At 43.4% G+C, this 21,514-nt stretch carries 16 protein-coding genes; 5 read left to right on the top strand and 11 right to left on the bottom strand.

Going from position 1 to position 21,514, the window contains the following annotated elements; translation table 11 throughout:
• Positions 1-44: 44 nt before the first annotated feature.
• Positions 45-1,052 (bottom strand): LacI family DNA-binding transcriptional regulator, encoded by a 1,008-nt coding sequence (locus tag ABS301_RS07000; protein ID WP_349671535.1) that lies wholly within the window; start codon positions 1,050-1,052, stop codon positions 45-47.
• A 357-nt stretch (positions 1,053-1,409) separates the two neighbouring features.
• Between ABS301_RS07000 and ABS301_RS07005 the strand changes: the two genes are divergently transcribed.
• Positions 1,410-2,891, top strand: a complete 1,482-nt coding sequence (locus ABS301_RS07005; protein ID WP_349671536.1) for a UxaA family hydrolase — start codon at positions 1,410-1,412, stop codon at positions 2,889-2,891.
• Between the two features lie 34 nt (positions 2,892-2,925).
• On the top strand, positions 2,926-4,413 hold the full coding sequence (locus ABS301_RS07010; protein ID WP_349671537.1) for a tagaturonate reductase: 1,488 nt from the start codon (positions 2,926-2,928) through the stop codon (positions 4,411-4,413).
• Between the two features lie 71 nt (positions 4,414-4,484).
• Here ABS301_RS07010 and ABS301_RS07015 read toward each other — a convergent pair whose 3' ends face one another.
• From ABS301_RS07015 to ABS301_RS07040, 6 genes are all read right to left on the bottom strand, one after another.
• Entirely contained in the window at positions 4,485-5,318 is an 834-nt protein-coding gene (locus ABS301_RS07015; RefSeq protein ID WP_349671538.1) for a sugar phosphate isomerase/epimerase family protein, read from the bottom strand.
• A 14-nt stretch (positions 5,319-5,332) separates the two neighbouring features.
• Complete coding sequence (locus ABS301_RS07020; protein ID WP_349671539.1) at positions 5,333-6,886, bottom strand: glycoside hydrolase family 28 protein; 1,554 nt, start codon at positions 6,884-6,886, stop codon at positions 5,333-5,335.
• A gap of 93 nt (positions 6,887-6,979) precedes the next feature.
• Positions 6,980-7,831 (bottom strand): carbohydrate ABC transporter permease, encoded by an 852-nt coding sequence (locus ABS301_RS07025; RefSeq protein ID WP_349671540.1) that lies wholly within the window; start codon positions 7,829-7,831, stop codon positions 6,980-6,982.
• 5 nt (positions 7,832-7,836) lie between these two features.
• Positions 7,837-8,736, bottom strand: coding sequence for a carbohydrate ABC transporter permease (locus tag ABS301_RS07030; protein WP_104436998.1), 900 nt, complete (start codon positions 8,734-8,736; stop codon positions 7,837-7,839).
• Positions 8,737-8,741: 5 nt separating this feature from the next.
• Positions 8,742-9,410, bottom strand: coding sequence for a hypothetical protein (locus tag ABS301_RS07035; RefSeq protein WP_349671541.1), 669 nt, complete (start codon positions 9,408-9,410; stop codon positions 8,742-8,744).
• A 90-nt stretch (positions 9,411-9,500) separates the two neighbouring features.
• Complete coding sequence (locus ABS301_RS07040) at positions 9,501-10,874, bottom strand: ABC transporter substrate-binding protein (protein WP_349671542.1); 1,374 nt, start codon at positions 10,872-10,874, stop codon at positions 9,501-9,503.
• A gap of 235 nt (positions 10,875-11,109) precedes the next feature.
• Between ABS301_RS07040 and ABS301_RS07045 the strand changes: the two genes are divergently transcribed.
• The gene (locus ABS301_RS07045) at positions 11,110-11,976 is read left to right on the top strand and encodes a helix-turn-helix domain-containing protein (RefSeq protein ID WP_349671543.1); all 867 of its coding nucleotides are present in this window, start codon (positions 11,110-11,112) and stop codon (positions 11,974-11,976) included.
• A gap of 38 nt (positions 11,977-12,014) precedes the next feature.
• Here ABS301_RS07045 and ABS301_RS07050 read toward each other — a convergent pair whose 3' ends face one another.
• The gene (locus tag ABS301_RS07050) at positions 12,015-13,151 is read right to left on the bottom strand and encodes a glycoside hydrolase family 88/105 protein (protein WP_349671544.1); all 1,137 of its coding nucleotides are present in this window, start codon (positions 13,149-13,151) and stop codon (positions 12,015-12,017) included.
• Between the two features lie 20 nt (positions 13,152-13,171).
• Positions 13,172-14,185 (bottom strand): LacI family DNA-binding transcriptional regulator, encoded by a 1,014-nt coding sequence (locus ABS301_RS07055; RefSeq protein WP_349671545.1) that lies wholly within the window; start codon positions 14,183-14,185, stop codon positions 13,172-13,174.
• A 412-nt stretch (positions 14,186-14,597) separates the two neighbouring features.
• On the opposite strand from ABS301_RS07055, the gene ABS301_RS07060 reads away from it, so the two are divergent.
• Positions 14,598-15,971 (top strand): ABC transporter substrate-binding protein, encoded by a 1,374-nt coding sequence (locus ABS301_RS07060; protein ID WP_349671546.1) that lies wholly within the window; start codon positions 14,598-14,600, stop codon positions 15,969-15,971.
• A 29-nt stretch (positions 15,972-16,000) separates the two neighbouring features.
• Entirely contained in the window at positions 16,001-16,837 is an 837-nt protein-coding gene (locus ABS301_RS07065; RefSeq protein ID WP_349671547.1) for an alpha/beta hydrolase, read from the top strand.
• A gap of 76 nt (positions 16,838-16,913) precedes the next feature.
• Here ABS301_RS07065 and pfkA read toward each other — a convergent pair whose 3' ends face one another.
• Entirely contained in the window at positions 16,914-17,888 is a 975-nt protein-coding gene (gene pfkA, locus ABS301_RS07070; protein ID WP_170823280.1) for a 6-phosphofructokinase, read from the bottom strand.
• Between the two features lie 65 nt (positions 17,889-17,953).
• The gene (locus ABS301_RS07075; protein ID WP_349671548.1) at positions 17,954-21,436 is read right to left on the bottom strand and encodes a DNA polymerase III subunit alpha; all 3,483 of its coding nucleotides are present in this window, start codon (positions 21,434-21,436) and stop codon (positions 17,954-17,956) included.
• Positions 21,437-21,514: the final 78 nt, after the last annotated feature.

Below are 21,514 nucleotides of genomic sequence, written 5' to 3' on the forward strand. Positions count from 1 at the left end.
ACCGGTTTATAATTGTACCATACAAAAATAGAAAAAACAATAGCCTAAAAATCCGTTGTACAGCGCTTTACCAGTCTGCAGGGTACCTTGCAGTTGCGGCTGATGTCAGGATCTTTCTCCTGAAGAATCTTCATCATGTTACTGATGGTTATATTACACAGTTCCTCTACCCGGTTATCCACGCTGGACAGCTCCGGATCACTGCAGATTGAAAGCGCGGAATTATTAAAGCCTGTAATACAGATATCCTCTGGTATCTTTAACAGCTTGGCATTTGCATACTTAATAGCTCCGACTGCAAGACCGTCGTCTGTACCAATCACACTGTCAAACCGCAGATCCCGTCGTTCCAGCAGAATATCTCGTACGGTGTGGATCCGGTTTTTTACGTACAGCTTTAAGTCTCCCAGCACCGGCAGACCATGGCTTTTTAAGGCTGACTCATAGCCGGCAAGCTTCCTTACGGCACTGTAGGAATGAGAATCGCACAGAAAGAGAATTCTGCGGCGGCCTGATTCGATCATCTGACTGGTCACATCATAGGTGATCTGATAATCATCTCCATAGGCGCAGTAAATATTCTCACCATCTAAATATCCATTAATTAAGAAGACCGGAATCTGTCTGGCTGCATCAAGCACATACTGTACACGGCTTTCTTCCCCCTCAGCACCTGCATAGGTGGAACCCACCATAATTAATGCGTCAATGCGTTTGGCTAAGAGAAGACTTACGTACTTCTCCTTAATAGACTGTTCAAAGCCGCTGCAGCACAGGATACAGTCGTAACCGTGTTCATGCATACGGCTTTCTAAATGGGCAACTGCTGTTGCCATATAGGCATCGGATACATCCGGACATAGGATGCCGATGGTCTTCATGGAGTCAAGACCTAACCCCCTGGCAAATACATTGGGTGTGTAGCCATTCTCCTCCATGATTGCCCTGACTTTTTGTTTTGTTTTTTCACTTACACGGGGGCTGTCGTTTACCACCCTGGAAACGGTAGCAATGGAAACTCCTGCAAGTTCTGCGATATCATATATGTTCATCCTGGTGTCCCTCTAAACGTCTTTATTGTTCACCGCCTGAATGGGATTCAGACAGACGTTTCCCCTTTTACTGTGCCAGCGTTATTCGTCGCTCTGTTAAGCCATATCAGCAGGGAGCGTAAGCGCTTACACTTATCTCGATTCATTATACATAATAATTTTGTATTACGCAACTGTTATTACCAGGTAATCATGAAAAACCGTGTATGTTTTTTCTATATTGTTCCCATAATTAAAAGAAATATGTTTCTTTTATGTTTGCCTATTGACTAAGAGAAAAAAATGGTGTATGTTTTATGTAAGTACTTACATTGCATCTGAATATCGAAACTGGTACTAAGAAAGGAAAGGAAGCTTATGCAGGACTTTATCAAAATTAATTCCGAAGACAACGTGGCAGTCGCATTAAAGCCGCTTGCTTCCGGCAGTGCTATCGAGTCAGACGGCACAGCGGTTATTCTTCTGGAAGACATCCCACAGGGTCATAAATTTGCCCTGACAGATATACCTGCCGGCTCATCCGTCATCAAATACGGCTGTGCCATCGGCATAGCAAAGGAGAATATTGGGACTGGGGCCTGGATTCACACACACAATTTAAAAACAGGATTAGGGGATTTACTGACTTACACGTACAACAAACAGGAGATCGAAGTTACTCCAACAGAAGAACGCTTTTTTAACGGTTACCGCAGACCCGACGGACGTGTGGGCGTGCGTAACGAAATCTGGATTATTCCTACCGTAGGCTGCGTGAATAAAATTGCGACAGCGATTGAACGTGCCTCTTTAAAACATGTAAAAGGAAGCATCGATGCGGTTGCTGCTTTCCCTCACCCATACGGCTGTTCCCAGATGGGCGATGATCAGGAATTTACCAGAACGATTCTGGCAGATTTAATCAATCATCCAAACGCTGGCGGCGTACTGGTACTTGGACTTGGCTGTGAGAACAGTAACATTACCGAATTAAAACGCTATATTGGAGAATATGATGAGCGCAGAGTCAAATTCCTGGTAGCTCAGGAGTCAGAAGACGAGATCTCCGATTCTCTTGAACTCATTGATCAGCTGGCAGAGTATGCAGGAACTTTTCACAGAGAGCCTATCAGCTGCAGCGAGCTGGTAATCGGAATGAAGTGCGGCGGTTCCGACGGATTATCGGGAATTACAGCCAATCCTACTGTTGGAGAATTTTCAGATATGCTGGTTTCAAAGGGAGGAACTACGATCCTTACAGAAGTTCCTGAGATGTTTGGTGCAGAAACTCTTCTTATGAACCGCTGCCAGAACGAAGAAACCTTTGAAAAAACTGTTGATTTAATAAATGACTTTAAGAATTATTTTACAAGCCACAATCAGACCATTTATGAGAATCCTTCTCCAGGCAATAAAAAAGGCGGTATTTCCACACTTGAGGACAAGTCCCTTGGTTGTGTCCAGAAATCCGGCAGAATGCCTGTGGTTGATGTATTAAAATACGGAGAGCCGGTACGCAATAAAGGACTGAACCTTTTAAGCGCACCAGGCAACGATCTGGTGGCATCCACAGCCCTTGCTGCATCAGGCGCCCATATCGTTTTATTTACAACCGGACGTGGTACTCCATTTGCATGCCCCGTACCAACCATGAAGATTTCTACCAACTCTGCTCTCAGCCAGAAGAAGAATAACTGGATTGATTTCAACTGCGGAGTGCTTGTGGAAGGAACCGATATGGAGACTCTTAAAAATCAGTTTTTTGACTTTGTAATTGAAGTTGCCTCCGGCAAGATGGTGAAATCAGAAGAAGCAGGTTTCCACGATATGGCCATCTTCAAGCAGGGCGTAACATTATAAAATATTTTTGACTACCTATAAGGAGACAAACGGAATGGAAAAGTTAAGCTACCAAACACTGGAAAAGCTGGGTTATGATGGATATTTATTAAAAGATGCACCAGAACGTGTACTGCAATTCGGCGAAGGAAATTTCTTAAGAGCTTTTGTTGATTATTTTGTCGATGTTCTCAATGAGAAGACCGGATTTAATTCAAAGGTTGTTTTATGTCAGCCAATCGCTCCTGGTCTGGCTGATATGATCAACGAGCAGGAAGGTCTTTATACTCTCTTCCTCCGCGGCTTTGAAAATGGACAGAAAGTAAATGACAAGCGTGTCATTTCCTGCGTAAGCAGATGTTTAAATCCTTACAGCGAGTACGAAACCGTTCTTGCCTGTGCAGAAAACCCAGATCTCCGGTTTATAGCCTGCAATACGACTGAGGCTGGAATTACTTATGACCCTTCCTGCCAGTTTACCGATGTACCGGCTGACAGCTATCCTGGAAAGCTGACACAGTTCTTATACAGACGTTTTGAGAAGTTCGGCAAGGAAGCTGGAAAAGGATTTGTAATTCTTTCCTGCGAGCTGATCGATAACAACGGAAAAGAGCTGGAAAAATGCGTTTTAAGCTATGCAAAACAGTGGAATTTAGGTGATGAATTCTTAAACTGGATTAAAGCAGAGAATATCTTCTGCTCCACACTGGTTGACCGTATCGTAACCGGTTATCCAAGAAACGAGGCAGCTGAGATCTGTGAAGAATTAGGCTATATTGACAACATCATTGATACTGGTGAAGTATTTGGCTTCTGGGTAATCGAAGGACCTGACAGCTTAAAGAAAGAACTTCCATTTGAAGAGGCAGGTCTTCCTGTAGTTATCTGCGGAGATCATAAGCCATACAAGCAGAGAAAGGTTCGTATCTTAAACGGTGCTCATACCTCTTTTGTTTTAGGCGCTTACCTGGCTGGTCAGGATATCGTGCGCAACTGTATGGATGACGAAGTGATCTGCGGTTTCATGAACAAGACCATTTACGATGAGATCATTCCTACCTTAACTCTTCCGGAGGAAGAATTGAAGAGCTTTGCAGCTTCTGTAACAGAGCGTTTTAAAAACCCATTTATTGACCATGCGCTGTTGGCTATTTCCTTAAACTCCACTTCCAAATGGAAAGCCCGCGTTATGCCCTCTTTAAAGGGATATGTAGAGAAGAATCATGCGCTTCCAAGCTGCATCACTGCTTCCTTTGCATTCTATATTGCATTCTACCATGGAACTACACTGACAGAAGACGGACTGACTGCGGTACGTCCTGCCGGTGATACGTATACAGTAAAAGATGATAAGCAGATTCTCCAGTTCTTCTATGACCACAAAGACGAGGATGCAGCTGCACTTACCCACTCTGTCTGCACAAATACAGAGTTCTGGGGCGAGGATTTAACTGCCATTGAAGGCTTTGAAGCTGCTGTCAGCGGATATTTAAAAGATATCGAAGAAAAAGGCGCTTACGCAGTTATGAAGGAATGTTTATAATCAGGGTATGAAAAAAGAGCTTTGATTGGTGTAAAACCAGTCAAAGCTCTTTTTTTATCAGGAACTACTGCTTAATTACAGCTGTAATTTTCAAGAAACTTTCTTGACCACTCTGCATTATCCGGGGTACTGTCCTCGATTGTCATCTGAATGTATGGTTTGTCCTTCTTTGCAAAATTCAGAACTGTATCATATTTCATCACTCCGGTTCCAGGTGCTCCGGAAACCACTTTATCGCCTTCAATGACGAAATCCTTCATATGAAGAACGTCGGTATACTCTCCCAGATCCTCGATGGCTTCTGTAATCACCTTGTCATATTCACTGCTGTTTTCTACAGACAGTAAATTAACCGGATCAAGAATGATTCTTAAATTCGGGGAATTGATCGCTTTTAACACTTTAAGAGCCTGCTTGGAATTGTATACGATATGGCTCCATACCGGTTCGATTGCCATGATTACACCGAATTTTTCTGCACATTCCACAACCGGACGAAGGTTGGTAATAAATGTCTGAAGAGCTTCTTCTGTATGGGATGCTGGCTCAAAACGGTATTCTGCATTAGGGTTTCCTGTCTCGGTTCCCACTACGCTGCAGCCTAAGATGGAAGCAAAACGAAGATGGGCAAAATAACGTTCCTGAATCTTCTTAATCTCTTCCGGATCGGGATGAGCCAGGTTTAAATAGCAGCCTAAAACAGCAATATCCATATGATACTCCCCGAATTTGTTCCGAAGATAGGAAGCAAATCCCGGTGTTAAGGCAGAATTCTCCACCGAATGATCATTGATTGTCTTTGTCAAAGCCAGGTGTACACAGGAAAATCCCTGTTCGCTGGCTATTTTTAAACGTTCCTCTATGGTACCTGGTGCCACATCGTGTAATCGAATTCCAATCTGCATTGTACTCTTCTCCTTTAGATCGTTTCGTAATGATTGATATTGCTTAATTCAAATGCTTCCCCTTCCTGTCCGGAAATATGAACATTTTCACAGATCAGGGTGTCCACATTGCTGATACAAAAACCTTTTTTGGTGCATTCTCCCACTCCGCTTAACATAGCGGGAGCTCCTGACTTCGCCTCTTTTGCAAAGGAAATGTCAACGTTCTTAAATTCAATGCGTTTAATCTTCTTTTCTGGAAGACCATAGAGAAAGGATGCTGCCACATGACAATTAGCCGCGTTTATATTGGTAAAGCTGAATCTGCCGATCTCAGGCGTTCTGTCATCAACCGGAAGTGGTTCTCTGCACTGAACGTATTCTGATTTTCCATCAGGATCACAGAAGTAGAAGCCATTGACTACAAACGGAGTCATGACATGATCCATATCAATGTGGTCAAAGGTAATATCCGTAAGAACGGAGTCCTTTCCTCTTCCTCTTCTGGTCTTGATCCGCAGGCCTCTGTCTGTATGGCGGAACAGACAGCGTTCTACCAGGATATTTTTCACGCCTGCACCTACTTCACTTCCTATGGTAACGGCTCCGTGACCGTTTTCCATCAGACACTGGCGAATGGTGATGTTCTCAGATGGCTTCTTATATCTGCGTCCCATATAAATCTTGCCTGACTTGATGGCAATGCAGTCATCACCCAGGGAAAAATGAAGTCCCAGTATCTCCACGTCCTTACAGGATTCCGGATCCAGTCCGTCTGTATTGGGGGAATCTGCCGGATTGCTGATGCTTAAATTTAAAAACTTTAAGTCTTCGCTGAAATAAGGATGAAGTACCCAGGTCGGACTGTTTTTTAAAGAGAAGCCCTGAAGAGTAATCTTCCTGCATCGTTCCAAAAATACCATACGGGGGCGGAATGCTCCCTTCATCACTCTTACATTGTCCCACCAGTTGTCAAAGGAAGCCTGACCGCTTATGGTTCCTCTGCCATAGATTACAACATCTTCCACATCAATACCGGTGATAATGCCTGCAAACATGGGAAGGGGGTTGCCCTCCCAGGTTCCCAGATTATAATCATCTTTTTCATCGTAACTCTCGATCATTCCGGGGAACTTTGGATACTGATACCGGTCAGTCTCTGCAAGGAGCTCCGCTCCCTCTGAGAGTTCCATCTTAATATGACTCTTTAAAAACAGGCTGGTAACTTTATATTTTCCTGCGGGAATCAGCACTCTTCCGTCTTTGGGACATGCCATAATCGCAGCCTGAATGAAAGGAGTGTCATTTTGGATTCCATCTCCAAGAGCGCCAACTTCCCTGACATTGATGGTAACAAATTCATAATCCGTATGAAAATTTACCTCTGCCTTTTCTCCATTTCTTTCCAGAGAAATATTATAGTCCATATCCGGCTTTAAGTCAAACAATGTAAACACAACCTGCTTTGTCTCTCCCCGGTTTTCTCCGTTTACCAGAATCTGGCCCGGAGTATCAAATTCATAAATTGTTTCTGTGATTGTCTCTATGGTTACAGAACGCGCTGTCTGAAATACAACTCTTAATTCCATACTGTTAAACCTCACCTGTAAGTTTTCCTGTGTTATTGTTTTTTCTATTGAAAAAGAGCGCAGCAATTACATACCACGCCCTCTTTATGATCTTTAACCTTTTACTCCGCCTGCAGCAATACCATCAATGAAGGAATCCTGCGCACAGAAGAATACAATCAGAGAAGGAATAATGGAGATGAGTGACATCGCCAGAATTCTGTTCCACTGAAATCCTACATCACCGTCCATTGACATACGTAAGTAAATGGAGTTTGTATATTTCGGCATGTCGGAAACGTAGATCAGGGGTCCCATAAAGTCATTGGAAGTCCACATAAACTGGAACAAAGCAACAGATACCAGTGATGGCTTTAACATGGGAACGATAACATACCATAATGTTTTAATTGAATTACAGCCGTCAATCTTAGCTGCCTCTTCCAGCTCTCTCGGCACACCTCTTAAAAACTGAACCAGCATGAATAAGAAGTATGTGTCACCTGCAAATAAAGAAGGGATCACAAGAGGAAGATAGGAATTTGTCCAGCCCCACTTATTAAACATAATGTACTGAGGTGCATTTAAAACTACCTGAGGAAGGAACAGGGTGGAAATCATAAGAGAAAAGAGGATTGCTTTTCCTTTGAATTCAAACCGTCCGAAACCGTAAGCAGTAATGGTAGCTGATATTACAGTGAAAATTACCTTTGGCACTACGATTTTATAAGTGTTTAAAAGTGATTTAATCAGGTTAATTTTACCGCCGTAATCCACGAATGCATTAGCATAACCGTCCGTAACCGGGTTCTTAGGCCAGAACCATGCGCTGGTAAAAATCTCTGAGTTGGTTTTAAAGGTCGCACCTACCATCCAGATCAGGGGATAAACCATAATGAATCCAATTATTACGAGAAGAGTATAACGGATCACTGTACTTAATTTTCTTTTCGTTTCTTTCGTCATGTCATCTACCTCCCGTCTTCATCTGAGTAATATACCCATTTCTTCTGGCTAACAAATGCAACTGCCGTAAATGTCATGACAATCAGGAACAGAATCCATGCCTGGGCACTTGCGATACCCATCTTATGACGAAGGAACGCATTGTTGTAAATAAGAATGGAAATCAGTGTGGTTGCACCGTTTGGTCCACCCTTTGTTACAAGGAATGGTCCGTTGAATTCCTGGAATGCCTGACATAACTGAGTGATCAGGTTGTAGAAAATAACCGGTGTGATTAATGGAACTGTAATTTTAAAGAACTGGGTCCATTTTCCTGCTCCGTCAATGGATGCAGCCTCGTATAAATCTTCCGACACACCTTTTAATGCTGCAAGGAAAATTACCATGGCTGAACCAAACTGCCATACTCGTAACATGATGATAACGAATAAAGCACCGTTGGCAGATGCCATCCAGTTGATTTTTTCTCCGCCAAATGCAACGACTACCGCATTGATCAGACCATCTGTATTAAATACAGCTCTCCACAAGATGGCAATGGCGATGGAACCACCAAGAATAGAGGGAATATAATAAGCCGTTCTGAAAAAATTAACTCCCTTTAATTTAAAGTTCAGAATATAAGCAATAAATAATGCGAAGGTCAGCTTTAAAGGAACGTCAAAAATCGCATATTTAAATGTTACCATAAATGCTCTTGTAATATCAGAATCTGTAAAAATCTTATTATAGTTCATCATACCTGTTTTCGTTACGCCATTAAACAGATCGTAATTTGTAAAGCTATAGTACAATGAAGACGCGAATGGATAAACTTTAAAAAGTATAAATCCAATCAGCCACGGCAGGACAAAGAAGAATCCCGCATTATCAGCCAGGAACTTACGTATACCCTTTGACTTCATACTGCTTATACCTCCTGTTTGTTAAAAATTATATGCTGCGCACAGATCATATCCTTTAAACCTGTACATGTATTATTATCAATCCCCGCAATATTTCTCCATACAAGTTCCCCGAAATTACCGTATTTTTCTTTTTGAAGCACGCCAATGTTGCATGCTTTCAGAATGGAATAACCAATTTCCATAATTTCAGAAGAATTGGGGAGGTCTTTCATCTTCTCCTTGATTATAACCTTAAACAAATCCCTTAATTCCCTATAATATTCATAGATCTCTTCCGACATCTGAGCAATCGTATCGATCAGTGACACCAGATCATATCCCGTAAACTGCTGTTTATCCCGAAACATGGCCACAATCTCATTGTAATGCTCTTTTCTTTTATAACTTGTGTCATACGCTGTTATAAACGGCATAAGCTCCAAAGTCCACTCCGGGGTTTTCATGACATCTTCTATCTTTTGTCTGTAACTCTCATTACCGGTTTGTTCCAAAGCGAAAAAATAAGCGGAATAATCCTGTGCCGGCAGACTTCCTGCCGTCCCTTCCGGGGCTTCCATACAGCTTAACTGATCTATAACAAATTCTTTGAATGCATCTTCTTTCGTTGCTTCAAACATTTGTACTGCTCCTATGAGCTGATATGGTTTTAATGTCTCATTTCTGCATTCCATGACGTTTTGTCTGCCCTTTTCTTTATGGGAGCCGCCATAAATCTATGGCGGCTCGTATGAAATATGAATATCTTATCTTTTTAAAGACAATTAGTTCTCAAGTGTATCAGTAACACCCTTGATCAGATCTTTTGCAGCTGCAGCAGAATCCAGCTCTTTGGAGCTTAATTTGCCGAATACTTTGTAGTAAACGCCGTCTGGGTTAGCCTTTAAGTCATTGTGCTCAAACTTGGCATCCAGAGTGAACTTGCTGTAATTCATAACTTTTGTATTTGCTTCAATGGTAAGAGGATCGCCAAGCTTGTTATCCTGAAGGATCTTTAAGCCAGCTGCAGAACAAGGAATACCTCTTTCTGTAGAACCGATCTTAACGCCTTCCGGATCATTTAACAGGAAGTTGATCAGCATAGCTGCTTCCTTCGGATGCTTGGAGTTTCCAGCAACTGCAAATGCCATGGAGATCTTTGTAAATCCGCCGTTGTTGTCGCCCATCTTAATGAACTCACCAACTACGAATTCCTGACCAGGTTTGTTTACGCTGCCTTCCAGTGCTTTTTTGAACTTGGAAGCTGAGGAATCCCACTCAAAGATACCAGCATACTTTCCATCAATCCATTTTGCATTCTTGTCAAGAGAGTCAGCCATATCTCCGCTGATGGTAGCAAGAGTCGGAATTACATGTTTCTCTTCCAGTCCTGTGATAAAGTCCATACCATCTTTTACTTCTTCTTCTGTGTAGTTAACGGTACCGTCTTCTACCCAGTTTTTGCCATACTTGGATTCCAGATAGTAAACCATAAGGATCATACGGTCATATTCGCCAAGTGCCAGCGGATACATATCAGCATCTTTTGCCTTGAATGCTTCACCAGCTTTGTATAAGGAATCAAGATCAGTAGGAAGTGCAACACCAACCTCATCAAATGCTGACTTGTTCCAGTAGAACAGACGGCCTGTTAAAGAAATCGGAACTGCCATTAATTTATTATCTACCTTGCAAAGATCAAGGCTTTCTGGTGTGAACTGTTTTAAATCAAGAACATCGGAGTAATCCTCCAGGTTTGCGAAAGACTTTCCGCCCTGGCTGTAGGATTCGATCCAGTTCCAGTTGATCTGCATAACATCAGCAGCATTGCCGCCTAAGATGTTTAAAGACTGTTTCTCTTCCCAGCCGTTCCATGCACCGTATTCAGGAGTTACAGTGATGTTCGGATATTTTGCCATGAAAGCTTTGATTGCTTCCTCGGTTGCTGCATGTCTTGTGTCGCCGCCCCACCATGAAAATTTCAGTTCTACTGGTTCTGTAGAAGTTGTAGCTCCAGCAGTTGTTGTTTCAGCTGCTGTAGTAGTTTCTGCAGGTGCAGCAGTGGTTGTTTCAGCAGTTTTGCCAGACCCGCATGCAGATAGAGACATTGCCATAACAGTCGCTAACCCCATTGCTGTCCACTGTTTGATTTTTCTCATCTTTTTCTCTCTCCTTTTTCTCTCCCTCATAAATGAGTTCTTTAAAAGTTTCATGTAAATGTTTTCGCATTTTTTATATGGAAATATGTACTTTTGCGTAAGCGCTTACACAACACTTTTTTATTATTATAACACCTATGTCCTTATAATTCATTTCAAATTCGGCACAAAACATTGCATATTTTGACATCCTATGATATTATTTTAGTAGTATTAGCCAAGGAGAATGCAAATAATGAAAGTACTTACTTCATATTCGGAAGGAATTGACCGGTGTTTTGAAAGCCATTACTTTTCCATTGCACATCTGCACAAGGAAAGCAGTGTTTTAAGCATGCACAGCCACCGGTGTTGTGAGTTCTACTTTTCTATCAGCGGCGGACGTACCTTTTTAATTGAAGATAACAATTACCGCATAGAGCCTGGCGATTTATTTATGATTAATCCCCGGGAAAAGCATCAGATTCTACAGATGGATTCGTCCATCCCCCATGAACGGTATGCTGTTTTTATTGATCCGGAATATTTAAAGGCTATTTCCACTGATTATACCGATTTAACCTACTGTTTCACCCACCGGCCGGATAACTTTTCCCACAGGATCCACTTAAGCCAGGGACAGCAGCGGCGGTTTACCTACTATTTTAATAAACTGGCAGTAGAGGATGGGTTCGGACACGATGTGGAAGAGCGTTCTGCTTTTGCGGAGTTTATGGTGTTTTTAACAAAATGTGCAGCAGATGCAGATCTGGGAGAACGGTCAGAAGAACAGAGACAGTATTTTAACAGCAAGGTGGCAGATATTATTACCTATATCCACCATAACATTGATTCTTCCTTAAGCATTGGGGAGATTGCCGCCCATTTTTATTTAAGCACCTCGTACCTTTGCAGACTCTTTAAGAAAGGGACAGGCACTACCATCAACTCCTATATTACCACCAGAAGAATTGAACTGGCGCAGACGCTTTTAGCAGGCGGATATAGCGTCAATGAAGTATACAGCATGTGCGGCTTTAATGATTATAGCAATTTCTTTAAAGCCTTTACAAAGAAAACAGGAATTTCACCGAAGAAATTCGCACAAAACAGCTTAAGTTAAAAGGGAATGAGGCGGCCTGCCTCATTCCCTTTTCTATTCTATGACTGATATTCCCATCCGCACCGCTTCATCTCTGTATAAGCAAGAAGGAATGGTCCTACACCCTTTGCATCATCTTTTACCACTGGCTCAGACATATAGTACTGGAAGGTTCCGTCTCTTCTGTCTTTTCCGCCCAGGCCTGCCACCAGACAGATTCCGCCTAAGCTCATATTTCCTTCTTCCATATGAAGATATGTTTTGCAGATCCCTTCAAATGCTTTTTTTCCGTATTCTGCATATGACTCAGGCAGATAACCAAGGCGCACGCCTTTTAAGATTGCATAGGAAAAGATTGCACTTCCGCTGGTTTCCAGATAGTTTTTCTCCATTCCTCCCAGATTGACCAACTGATACCACATGCCACTTGGGTCCTGATATTTTAACATGGCATCAATCAGGGATTGGAACGCTTCCTTCATCTGATGCAGTGCGTCCTGCTCCTTGTGATTGTCTTTATCCATGGTATCAAGTAGCGCCATGGAGTACCAGCCCAGTGCTCTCAGCCAGAAATTCTGGGAAAGTCCTGTCACTTTATCACACCAGAACATCTCTCTGGAGGAATCATAGGCATGATAGTAAAGCCCTGTCTCACTGTCCCGCATATGCTTTGTTACATTGGCAAACTGGCTGTAAATATCTTCACATTTTTTTCTGTCATTGAAGCGGGCCTCGTATTCCATATAAAATGGCTGACACATGTAAAGACCGTCCAGCCACACCTGGTTCGGATATATATTTTTATGCCAGAAATTCCCTTCTTTTGTTCTGGGCATTTTCTCAATCTGGCTGTAAACCAGATCAATAGCCTTTCTGTACTTTTCCTTTCCGGTCAGATCGTAAAGTTCAAACAGGGTTTTTCCTGCATTTACATTATCAATGTTCAGCTCTTCTACATCATATCCCTCAATGGATCCGTCTTCCTTTACACGGTAATCAATAAACGTATCTGCAAATTCCAGATATTTCAAATCCTTTGTAATGGAATACATCTCCAGAATCGCCTTAATCATGCAACCGTCAATGTAATTCCAACCGGCTTTTTCTCCCTGAAGAATCTTCTCAATGTTCCACACCGGACGATCCGGAGTACTTTTTTCCATCAGTTCATTGATATACGTTTCAATTACATCCATGTCACTTTTCCTCGCTTTGCTCATTTATCTGCTGTTCTATCAGATTCTATTTTTTTTACGCTGTCTCTTACAATCAGGCGGTTTTCCAGCCATACATCGGCTGGACGCACTCCTTCCTCCATACATGTAAGCAGCATCCTGCTTCCTTCCATGGCAATCTTTGCAGCGCTCCGCTCCACGGTTGTCAGTCTCATATCAGAATAACTGGAAAGATCCAAGTTGTCAAACCCTGTCAGTGAAATATCTTCCGGAACCTTTAATCCCCGTTCCGCTGTGGCACTTCTGGCTCCAAAAGCCATCTCATCATTAAAGCATAACAAAGCAGTTAAATCTTTATGGGCATCAAGCAGTCTTCCTGCTGCAAGCCTTCCGCTGTTAAAGCGGTAATTCCCGTAATCCACCGGAAGCTGGTCCGCATCCAGTCCATGCTCCCTTACCGCCTTCTGCCATCCCTCATGCCTTAACATGGAAGCCTCTAAATAGGAGGTGCCTTCAATCACTCCTATTCTGCGGTGACCATTTTTTAAAAGATAGTTCATCGCCTGTTCCATACCTCCCATTTCGTCTGTAACCACGGCAGGTATGTTAACGGGTACTCTCCTGCTGATGGCCACCATAGGAATATTCTTTTCCCAGGCCTCCTCCAGAAACTCCTGATCCCAGTCTCCCTGAGACATGATGAGCAGCCCGTCAAAATAAGAGGGATTTAAGGTCCCCGGCTGATGCATATCAATTCCCTTTACGACCACCTGATACTTACTCCCCAGTTCCTGATATACTCCAGTAAGAACATCGTGGAGCACGAAAGGTGATGTTGACTTGCTGATTGTTGAAAAGCAAAGACCAATCATACCTGATTTTGACTTTTTCAAGGTAACCGCTGCCTGGTTTGGCATATATCCCATTCTCTGTGCAATTTCAAGGATCTGCTCTTTTTTCTTTTGTTCCACCGCCCCCGTACCGTTTAACGCTCTTGAAACCATTGAGTAAGATACACCGGCACTTGTTGCAATATCTTTTATTGTTACAGCCATATATTCTCCTCCATGTACCTCAATAACCCCATATTTTAAATAATAGCATGCTTTCTCTTCCTTGTCACTGCTAAGATCGTTGGATATATAAGCCATTGATTCCTATACTGCAAAGGTTTGCAATTTAACATTTTGCAATCATACATTTATACCATATATTTTATCAAAAATCCATATTCAATTGTTAATTTTTAATTATTTTACTAGCTATTTCTTTTTAGGGTATAACTATATTTTTTATAATTGTGTATTATTCATAATTTCTATACAAGTTTTTTATTAATTATTAATCTTTTTTCTTTTTAAACTTATGATAAGATAATCTGGTGTGTAAGTGCTTACACATTTAATAACCGGTATTATGCCGTTTTTATCATTTTCCCAACGGGAGAAAAGAAAGAGAGGAAATTATATGAAAAAAAAGATTGCCAAAATTATGGCTGTCGCTTTGTCAGCTGCCATGGGGTTATCACTGACAGCGTGCGGCAGTGCACAAAAAAACAATGCCCCCTCTGATACCGCTTCTGTTTCAGAATCCAAATCAGAAGGTGCTGCCACAGAAAATGCATCAGGAGATCCGGTAAACATTCGTCTTTCCTGGTGGGGCGGCGATGCCAGACATGCTGCTACAGAAAAAGCTGTTGAAGCATTTATGGCAAAATATCCTAACATCAAAGTAGAAACGGAATATGGTGCATGGACAGGCTGGGAAGAAAAGCAGTCTCTCTCAATTTTAAGCGGAGATTGCGCTGATGTGATCCAGGTGGGTTCCAACTGGGTGACTGATTACAGCAAAGGAGGAGAATCCTATCTTGATTTAAACCAGTATTCTGATGTCATTGATTTAACTCAGTTCCCTGAAGATAAATTAAAGGCAAATGAAGTAAATGGAAAACTGATGGCTATTCCTATTTCCCTAACCGGACGTCTGTTCTACTGGAACAAAACAACCTTCAACGAAATCGGATGTACCATTCCTACAGATGAAGCTTCCTTACTGGCCGCCGGTGCGGCATTCAAGGCATATGACAATGACTTCTATCCTCTGGCTCTTGGAGAGTATGACCGCGCTATCTTTATGGTATACTATCTGGAATCAAAGTATGGAAAGGACTGGATTGTGGACGGCAAATTAAACTATACAGAAGCTGAAATCAAAGAAGGCCTGGATTTCATGAACAAGCTGGAAAGTGAGCATGTCATTCCATCCATAGCTACCATCAATGGTGATATGGCTGACTCCCTTGATAAGAATGCAAAATGGATCGATGGAAAATATGCAGGTCTTATGGAATGGGATTCCGGCGTTTCCAAGGTAAAAGCAGCTTTAGAAAGCAGTGTCAATAAACCTGGCCAGGAATTTGGAATTGGTGAATTCTTAAAATTCGGCAACTATCAGGGCGGTTCCACAAAGGTTTCCATGGACTTCGCAATCAAAGCGTCCACCCAGCATCCAAAGGAAGCAGCAATGTTAGTTAACTTCCTGTTAAACGATCCGGAAGGCGTTGAAATCTGCTCGACAGAGCGCGGTGTTCCATGCTCCGCTGCAGCAATTAAGGTGCTAAATGAAAGAAACATCGGTGATGAGATGACAAAAGAAGCCAATGCAAAGGTTCTTGACTATTGCAAATTTACACAGGATCCTCAGTTTGACAACAGCGAATTAAAAGCAAATCCAGACGGTTTATACTATAAGGTATTCGGCAAATTAAGCGCTAAGGAAATCACCTCCGAAGAAGGCGCGAAAACCTTGTTTGATGGGATTACTGAGGTTCTTGATAACTAAAGACACATAGAAATGGAGCGCAGCAGATTATGAAACAGTTCACAGAACCGATCATCATTTCAGAAAAGCAGACTGGCAAAAAGAAGTTAACTGCAGATGCCCATTTAAACGCCTATCTCCTGGATCCTGTTTCCATCGCTTCACAACGCATTCGCCCGGCAGTAATTATCTGTCCGGGCGGCGGGTACGGACATTTATCCGACAGAGAGGGAGAACCGGTCGCCATGCAGTTTTTGTCCATGGGCTGCCATGCATTTGTTCTCCACTACACCCTTGCCCCGGATGAATTTCCTTATCCTCAGATGGAGCTTGCATATGCCGTCTCTTTGGTTCGTGCCCATGCATCTGACTGGCAGGTTGACCCGGACAAAATTATTGTCTGCGGCTTCTCAGCAGGAGGTCATCTTGCCTGCAGCTTAGGGGCATTCTGGAATCAGGAATTTTTATACAGCCCTTTGAATCTGACTCCGGAGAATATCCGACCGAACGGAATGATTCTGGGGTATCCTGTGATTACCTCCGGTTCCTTCTGCCATCCGGGTTCTTTCCTTAATTTATTAGGCTCGGCGGCTGGGGATGAAACCATACGGCGCCTGGTTTCTCTTGAGCATCAGGTGGGTTCACACACGCCTAAAACCTTTTTATGGCATACTTCCACCGACGATGCAGTACCGGTAAAAAACAGTTACTTACTGGCAGATGCTTTGACGGATCATGGGGTGAATTTGGAAATGCACATCTATCCCACTGGCTGTCACGGGCTGTCTCTGGCAACCAGTGAAGTCTCCGGTGATGACGGCCGATACATTGTGCCGCAGTGTGAAAGTTGGATCTCTCTGGTCAAAACATGGCTGGAATATTTTTAAACAGTGAAAAAGGCGAGACAGCCGGAGTATTTCCCCAGCCGGCTGTCCCGCCTTTTCTTTTGATTCCTGTATCCGATTAACGAACCAGCATCTTACTGATCTGATACTGATCTTCCGGAATATCCTTGGTCATAGCCAGTGCTTCCTGAATATCGAAGTCAACGAATTCTCCGTGCTTATAACCTACAACACGGTTACTCTTTCCTTCGCAAAGCAGTTCTACCGCTCTTGCTCCCATGATGGAAGCATACACACGGTCTTTACAGGTAGGTGCTCCGCCTCTTTGCATATGGCCCAGAATAGTTGCTCTTGTTTCTATACCGGTAGCAGCCTCAATTCTCTTAGCCATGGAAGAGGAATGACCGATTCCTTCTGCATTGATGATAATATGATGCTTTTTTCCCCGCTTTCTGTTCTCGATGATGCGGTTAATCAATGCCTGCTCGTCTCCGTCATACCGCTCTGGCAAAAGGATGTCCTCTGCTCCGTTTGCAAAGCCGCACCAAAGTGCAATGTATCCGGCATTTCTTCCCATTACTTCTATAATACTGCAGCGCTCGTGGGAAGTGGATGTATCACGAACCTTATCAATAGCTTCCATCGCAGTGTTCACTGCTGTATCAAAGCCAATGGTATAATCGGTGCATGCGATATCTAAATCAATGGTTCCAGGAAGTCCGATGGTGTTAATTCCAAGAGCAGAAAGCTTACCGGCACCGCGGAACGAACCGTCTCCACCGATGACTACCATTCCGTCAATGTTGTGTTTTTTACAGATCTCAGCACCCTTTTGCTGGCCTGCAGCTGTGGTAAATTCCTGGCATCTGGCTGTATAAAGAATCGTTCCGCCCCTATGAATGATGTCTGATACACTGGTGCTGGTCATATCAACAATCTCTTCCTGCAGAAGGCCCGCGTATCCCCTCATAATTCCCTTTACTACCAATCCTTTATGGATTGCAGTTCTGACAACGGCACGGATCGCAGCATTCATACCTGGTGCGTCGCCGCCGCTGGTTAATACGCCAATGGTTTTCACTTGTTTTGCCATAGTAACTTCCTCCTGATTCACGGATATCTGTTTTTGTAAGTTTTACATTTCATACACGTTGTATTCTAATTCATTTTGCCAATCTTTTCAAGTTTTTTTTCTACAAGTCTGACATTTATTTCACCAAGTTTTTTGGTTAAAATATCAAGAAGTCCATCAGAAGCATTCACATTCCAGTTGGCTGGGAGCACTTTCTTTGCCCGTTCACGCTCCAGATAGATGATTACGGAATCACTGCCTTCGGATTCCCGCAACAGCTCAAGTATCTCCCGCTCCAATTCCACATAGGTATCCTTGTCAGGGAATTTCAGCCACAGTTCTTTGGGAACTGCTGAAAATGGAATGACTCTCTCACAGATCAGCTTTCCAACCGGATCATCTCCAACGGAAGCTCTGCCCTGGATAAACACCTTGGAATCCTCCACAAACAGCTCTCTCTTGCTTTCATAATCCTTTGGAAATACAATGACCTCCACAGATCCCACCAGATCTTCCAGAGTCAGGAATGCCATCATCTTGTTGTTTCTGGTAGTTTTTACGTTTTTGCCTGTAATCATACCACCAATGGTTACGTAAGCACCGTCCTGAACGTTGGTTTTCTGAGTCTCCTCGTCCACAATAAAATCCACAGTTACTGCTGTAATGTGATTTCTCCAGGTCTCCTCATATGCTTCCAGCGGATGGCCGCTTACATAAATGCCAAGGGTCTCCTTTTCAAATGCAAGAAGATCTTCCTTCCCAAACTCACCCACATCAGGAAATGTGATCTGGTAGTTGCTTTTCTCTTCCTCTCCTGCAAGATCAAACAGGGTAATCTGCCCTTCCATGGTATTCTTTCGTTCCTTGCTCCTCTGATCAAGAAGTTCCGGCGCGATTAAAAGCTTCTGCTTTCTGGTACCTGGAAGTGTGTCAAGAGCTCCTGACTTGATGAAATTCTCAAGAGTCCTCTTATTGACCTCTTTGTTGCTCATTCGGTCGATAAAGTCTTCCATATCGTGATAAATTCCGTTTGTCATCCGCTCTGCCACAATCTGCTCCACCACGGATTTGCCAACGCTTTTAATGGCAGAAAGGCCATAGCGAATGGACTTGCCTGAAACGGAAAATCCGCTTTCTCCCTCATTGATATCCGGCGGAAGTATGGAAATCCCCATCTGCCTGCAGCTTAGGATATACTCTGAAACCTTAGACACGTTGTCCATAACAGAGGTTAAAAGTGCTGCCATAAACTCCTGGGGATAATAGTATTTTAAAAATGCAGTCTGATAGGATACGACTGCATAAGCAGCTGCATGAGATTTATTAAATGCATATTTGGCAAAATCAATCATCTCATCATAGATCTGGTTGGCTGTCTTTTCATCCACTCCATTGGAAATACAGCCGGTTACCCCTTCTTCCGTATTGCCATATACGAAATTCTGGCGTTCCTTCTCCATAACATAAGTTTTCTTCTTTGACATGGCACGGCGCACCAGATCGCTTCGGCCCATGGTATATCCGGCAAGGTCGCGGACGATCTGCATAACCTGTTCCTGATATACGATACATCCATGGGTGGGACCCAATATGTGCTCCAGCTGAGGACAGTCATAGGTGATGGAATTCCGGTCATTTTTACCCTTTAAATACTTGGGAATAAAATCCATGGGACCGGGGCGGTAAAGAGAAATTCCGGCAATAATATCTTCCAGACTCTCTGGCTTTAACTCCTTCATGAAACTCTTCATGCCGGAACTTTCCAGCTGGAATACCCCATCGTCCTTTCCGGATCCGATGGAATCAAGCACAGCCTTGTCATTATAATCAATCTGGTCCATATCAAGGACAAGATCCCGGTTCTTCTTTATCGCTCCCACCGCGTTCTGAATCACCGTAAGGGTTCTAAGCCCCAGGAAGTCCATCTTTAAAAGTCCCAGCTCTTCCAGTGTGGTCATGGTAAACTGGGTGGTTATGGTTCCGTCCGCCGCTTTTGATAAAGGAACGTATTCATCCACCGAAGTTCGGCTGATTACCACTCCAGCCGCATGCATGGAGGTATGTCTGGGCAGTCCTTCCAGACGCATGGACATATCAATTAAGTATTTTACTTCGGGGTCATCGTTGTAGGCGCTGCGCAGGTCAGGGCTTTGTTTCAGCGCCTTTTCCAGTGTCATGCCAAGGTCACCCGGTATCATCTTGGCAATGGCGTCACAGCGGGCGTAAGGCATATCCAGCACCCTTCCTACGTCTCTCACCACACCCTTTGCTGCCAGGGTACCGAAGGTAACGATCTGAACCACCTGATCCTTGCCGTACTTCTCCACTACATAGTCAATGACTTCCTGCCGCCGTTCAAAGCAGAAATCCACGTCAATATCAGGCATGGAGACTCGTTCCGGATTTAAGAAACGCTCAAAAAGAAGGTTATACCGAATGGGATCTATGTCCGTGATCCCAAGACAGTAGGAAACGATACTTCCAGCAGCAGATCCTCTTCCCGGACCAACCATGATATCTTTGGATCTGGCATAATGAATGAAATCCCATACAATCAGGAAGTAGTCCACATATCCCATGGTATGAATGACATCCAGCTCATATGTGAGGCGATCCTTTAAAGTCCCGTCATCATCAGGATAATGGCGTAAAAAGCCCTCGGTACAGAGTTTATTTAAATAACTCCAGGAGTCAAACCCTTCCGGCACATCGTACTTTGGAAGCTTGGTAACTCCGAACTCAATCTCAATATTACACCGCTCCGCAATCTTATGGGTATTCTCCACCGCCTGGGTTGCATAAGAGAAAAGCTTCTTCATCTCTTCTTCCGATTTGCAGTAATACTGGCCGCCCTCGTAGCGCATCCGGTTTTCGTCTGTCACCTTCTTACCGGTCTGAATGCACAGCAAAATATCGTGGGGTGTGGCATCCTCTGCATAGGTATAATGAATATCATTGGTAGCCACCAGTTCAATCCCGGTCTCCGCGCTCATACGCACCAGTTCATGATTCACAGTCTTCTGCATGGGAATCCCGTGATCCTGAAGCTCAAGGAAGAAATTACCCTCACCGAAAATCTCCTGATAATGAAGAGCCGCTTCCTTTCCCTTTTCATACTGGCCCCTGCCAATATAGCGCTGCACCTCACCGGCCAGGCAGGCACTGAGAGCAATCACGCCCTCATGATATTCTCTTAATATCTCATAATCCACTCTTGGTTTATAATAAAATCCATCTACAAATCCTTTGGAAACAATCTTCATTAAATTCTGATAGCCCTGATTGTTCTCAGCCAGAAGTACCAGATGGTAGTACCGGTCTTCCCCGCCTGCTAGCTCTCTGTCAAATCTGGAACCGGACGTCACGTACACCTCACAGCCGATTATGGGCTTGATGCCGGCTTCCCTGGCGGCTCTGTAAAAATCAATCACGCCATACATGACGCCATGGTCTGTGATTGCCATACTGTCCATTCCCAGTTCTTTCGCTCTGGCGGTCAGTTCCTTAATTTTGCAGGACCCATCAAGCAGGCTGTATTCTGTATGGACATGCAAATGTGTAAATGCCATCTGTCGTTTCTCCTTCTATCCTCATTTCTTCTATTATAACATAAAAAGACAGCCCCTGAAAATAATTTGCGTGAAATT

The sequence above is a fragment of the Lacrimispora sp. genome, assembly GCF_031982545.1.
GTDB lineage: Bacteria > Bacillota > Clostridia > Lachnospirales > Lachnospiraceae > Lacrimispora.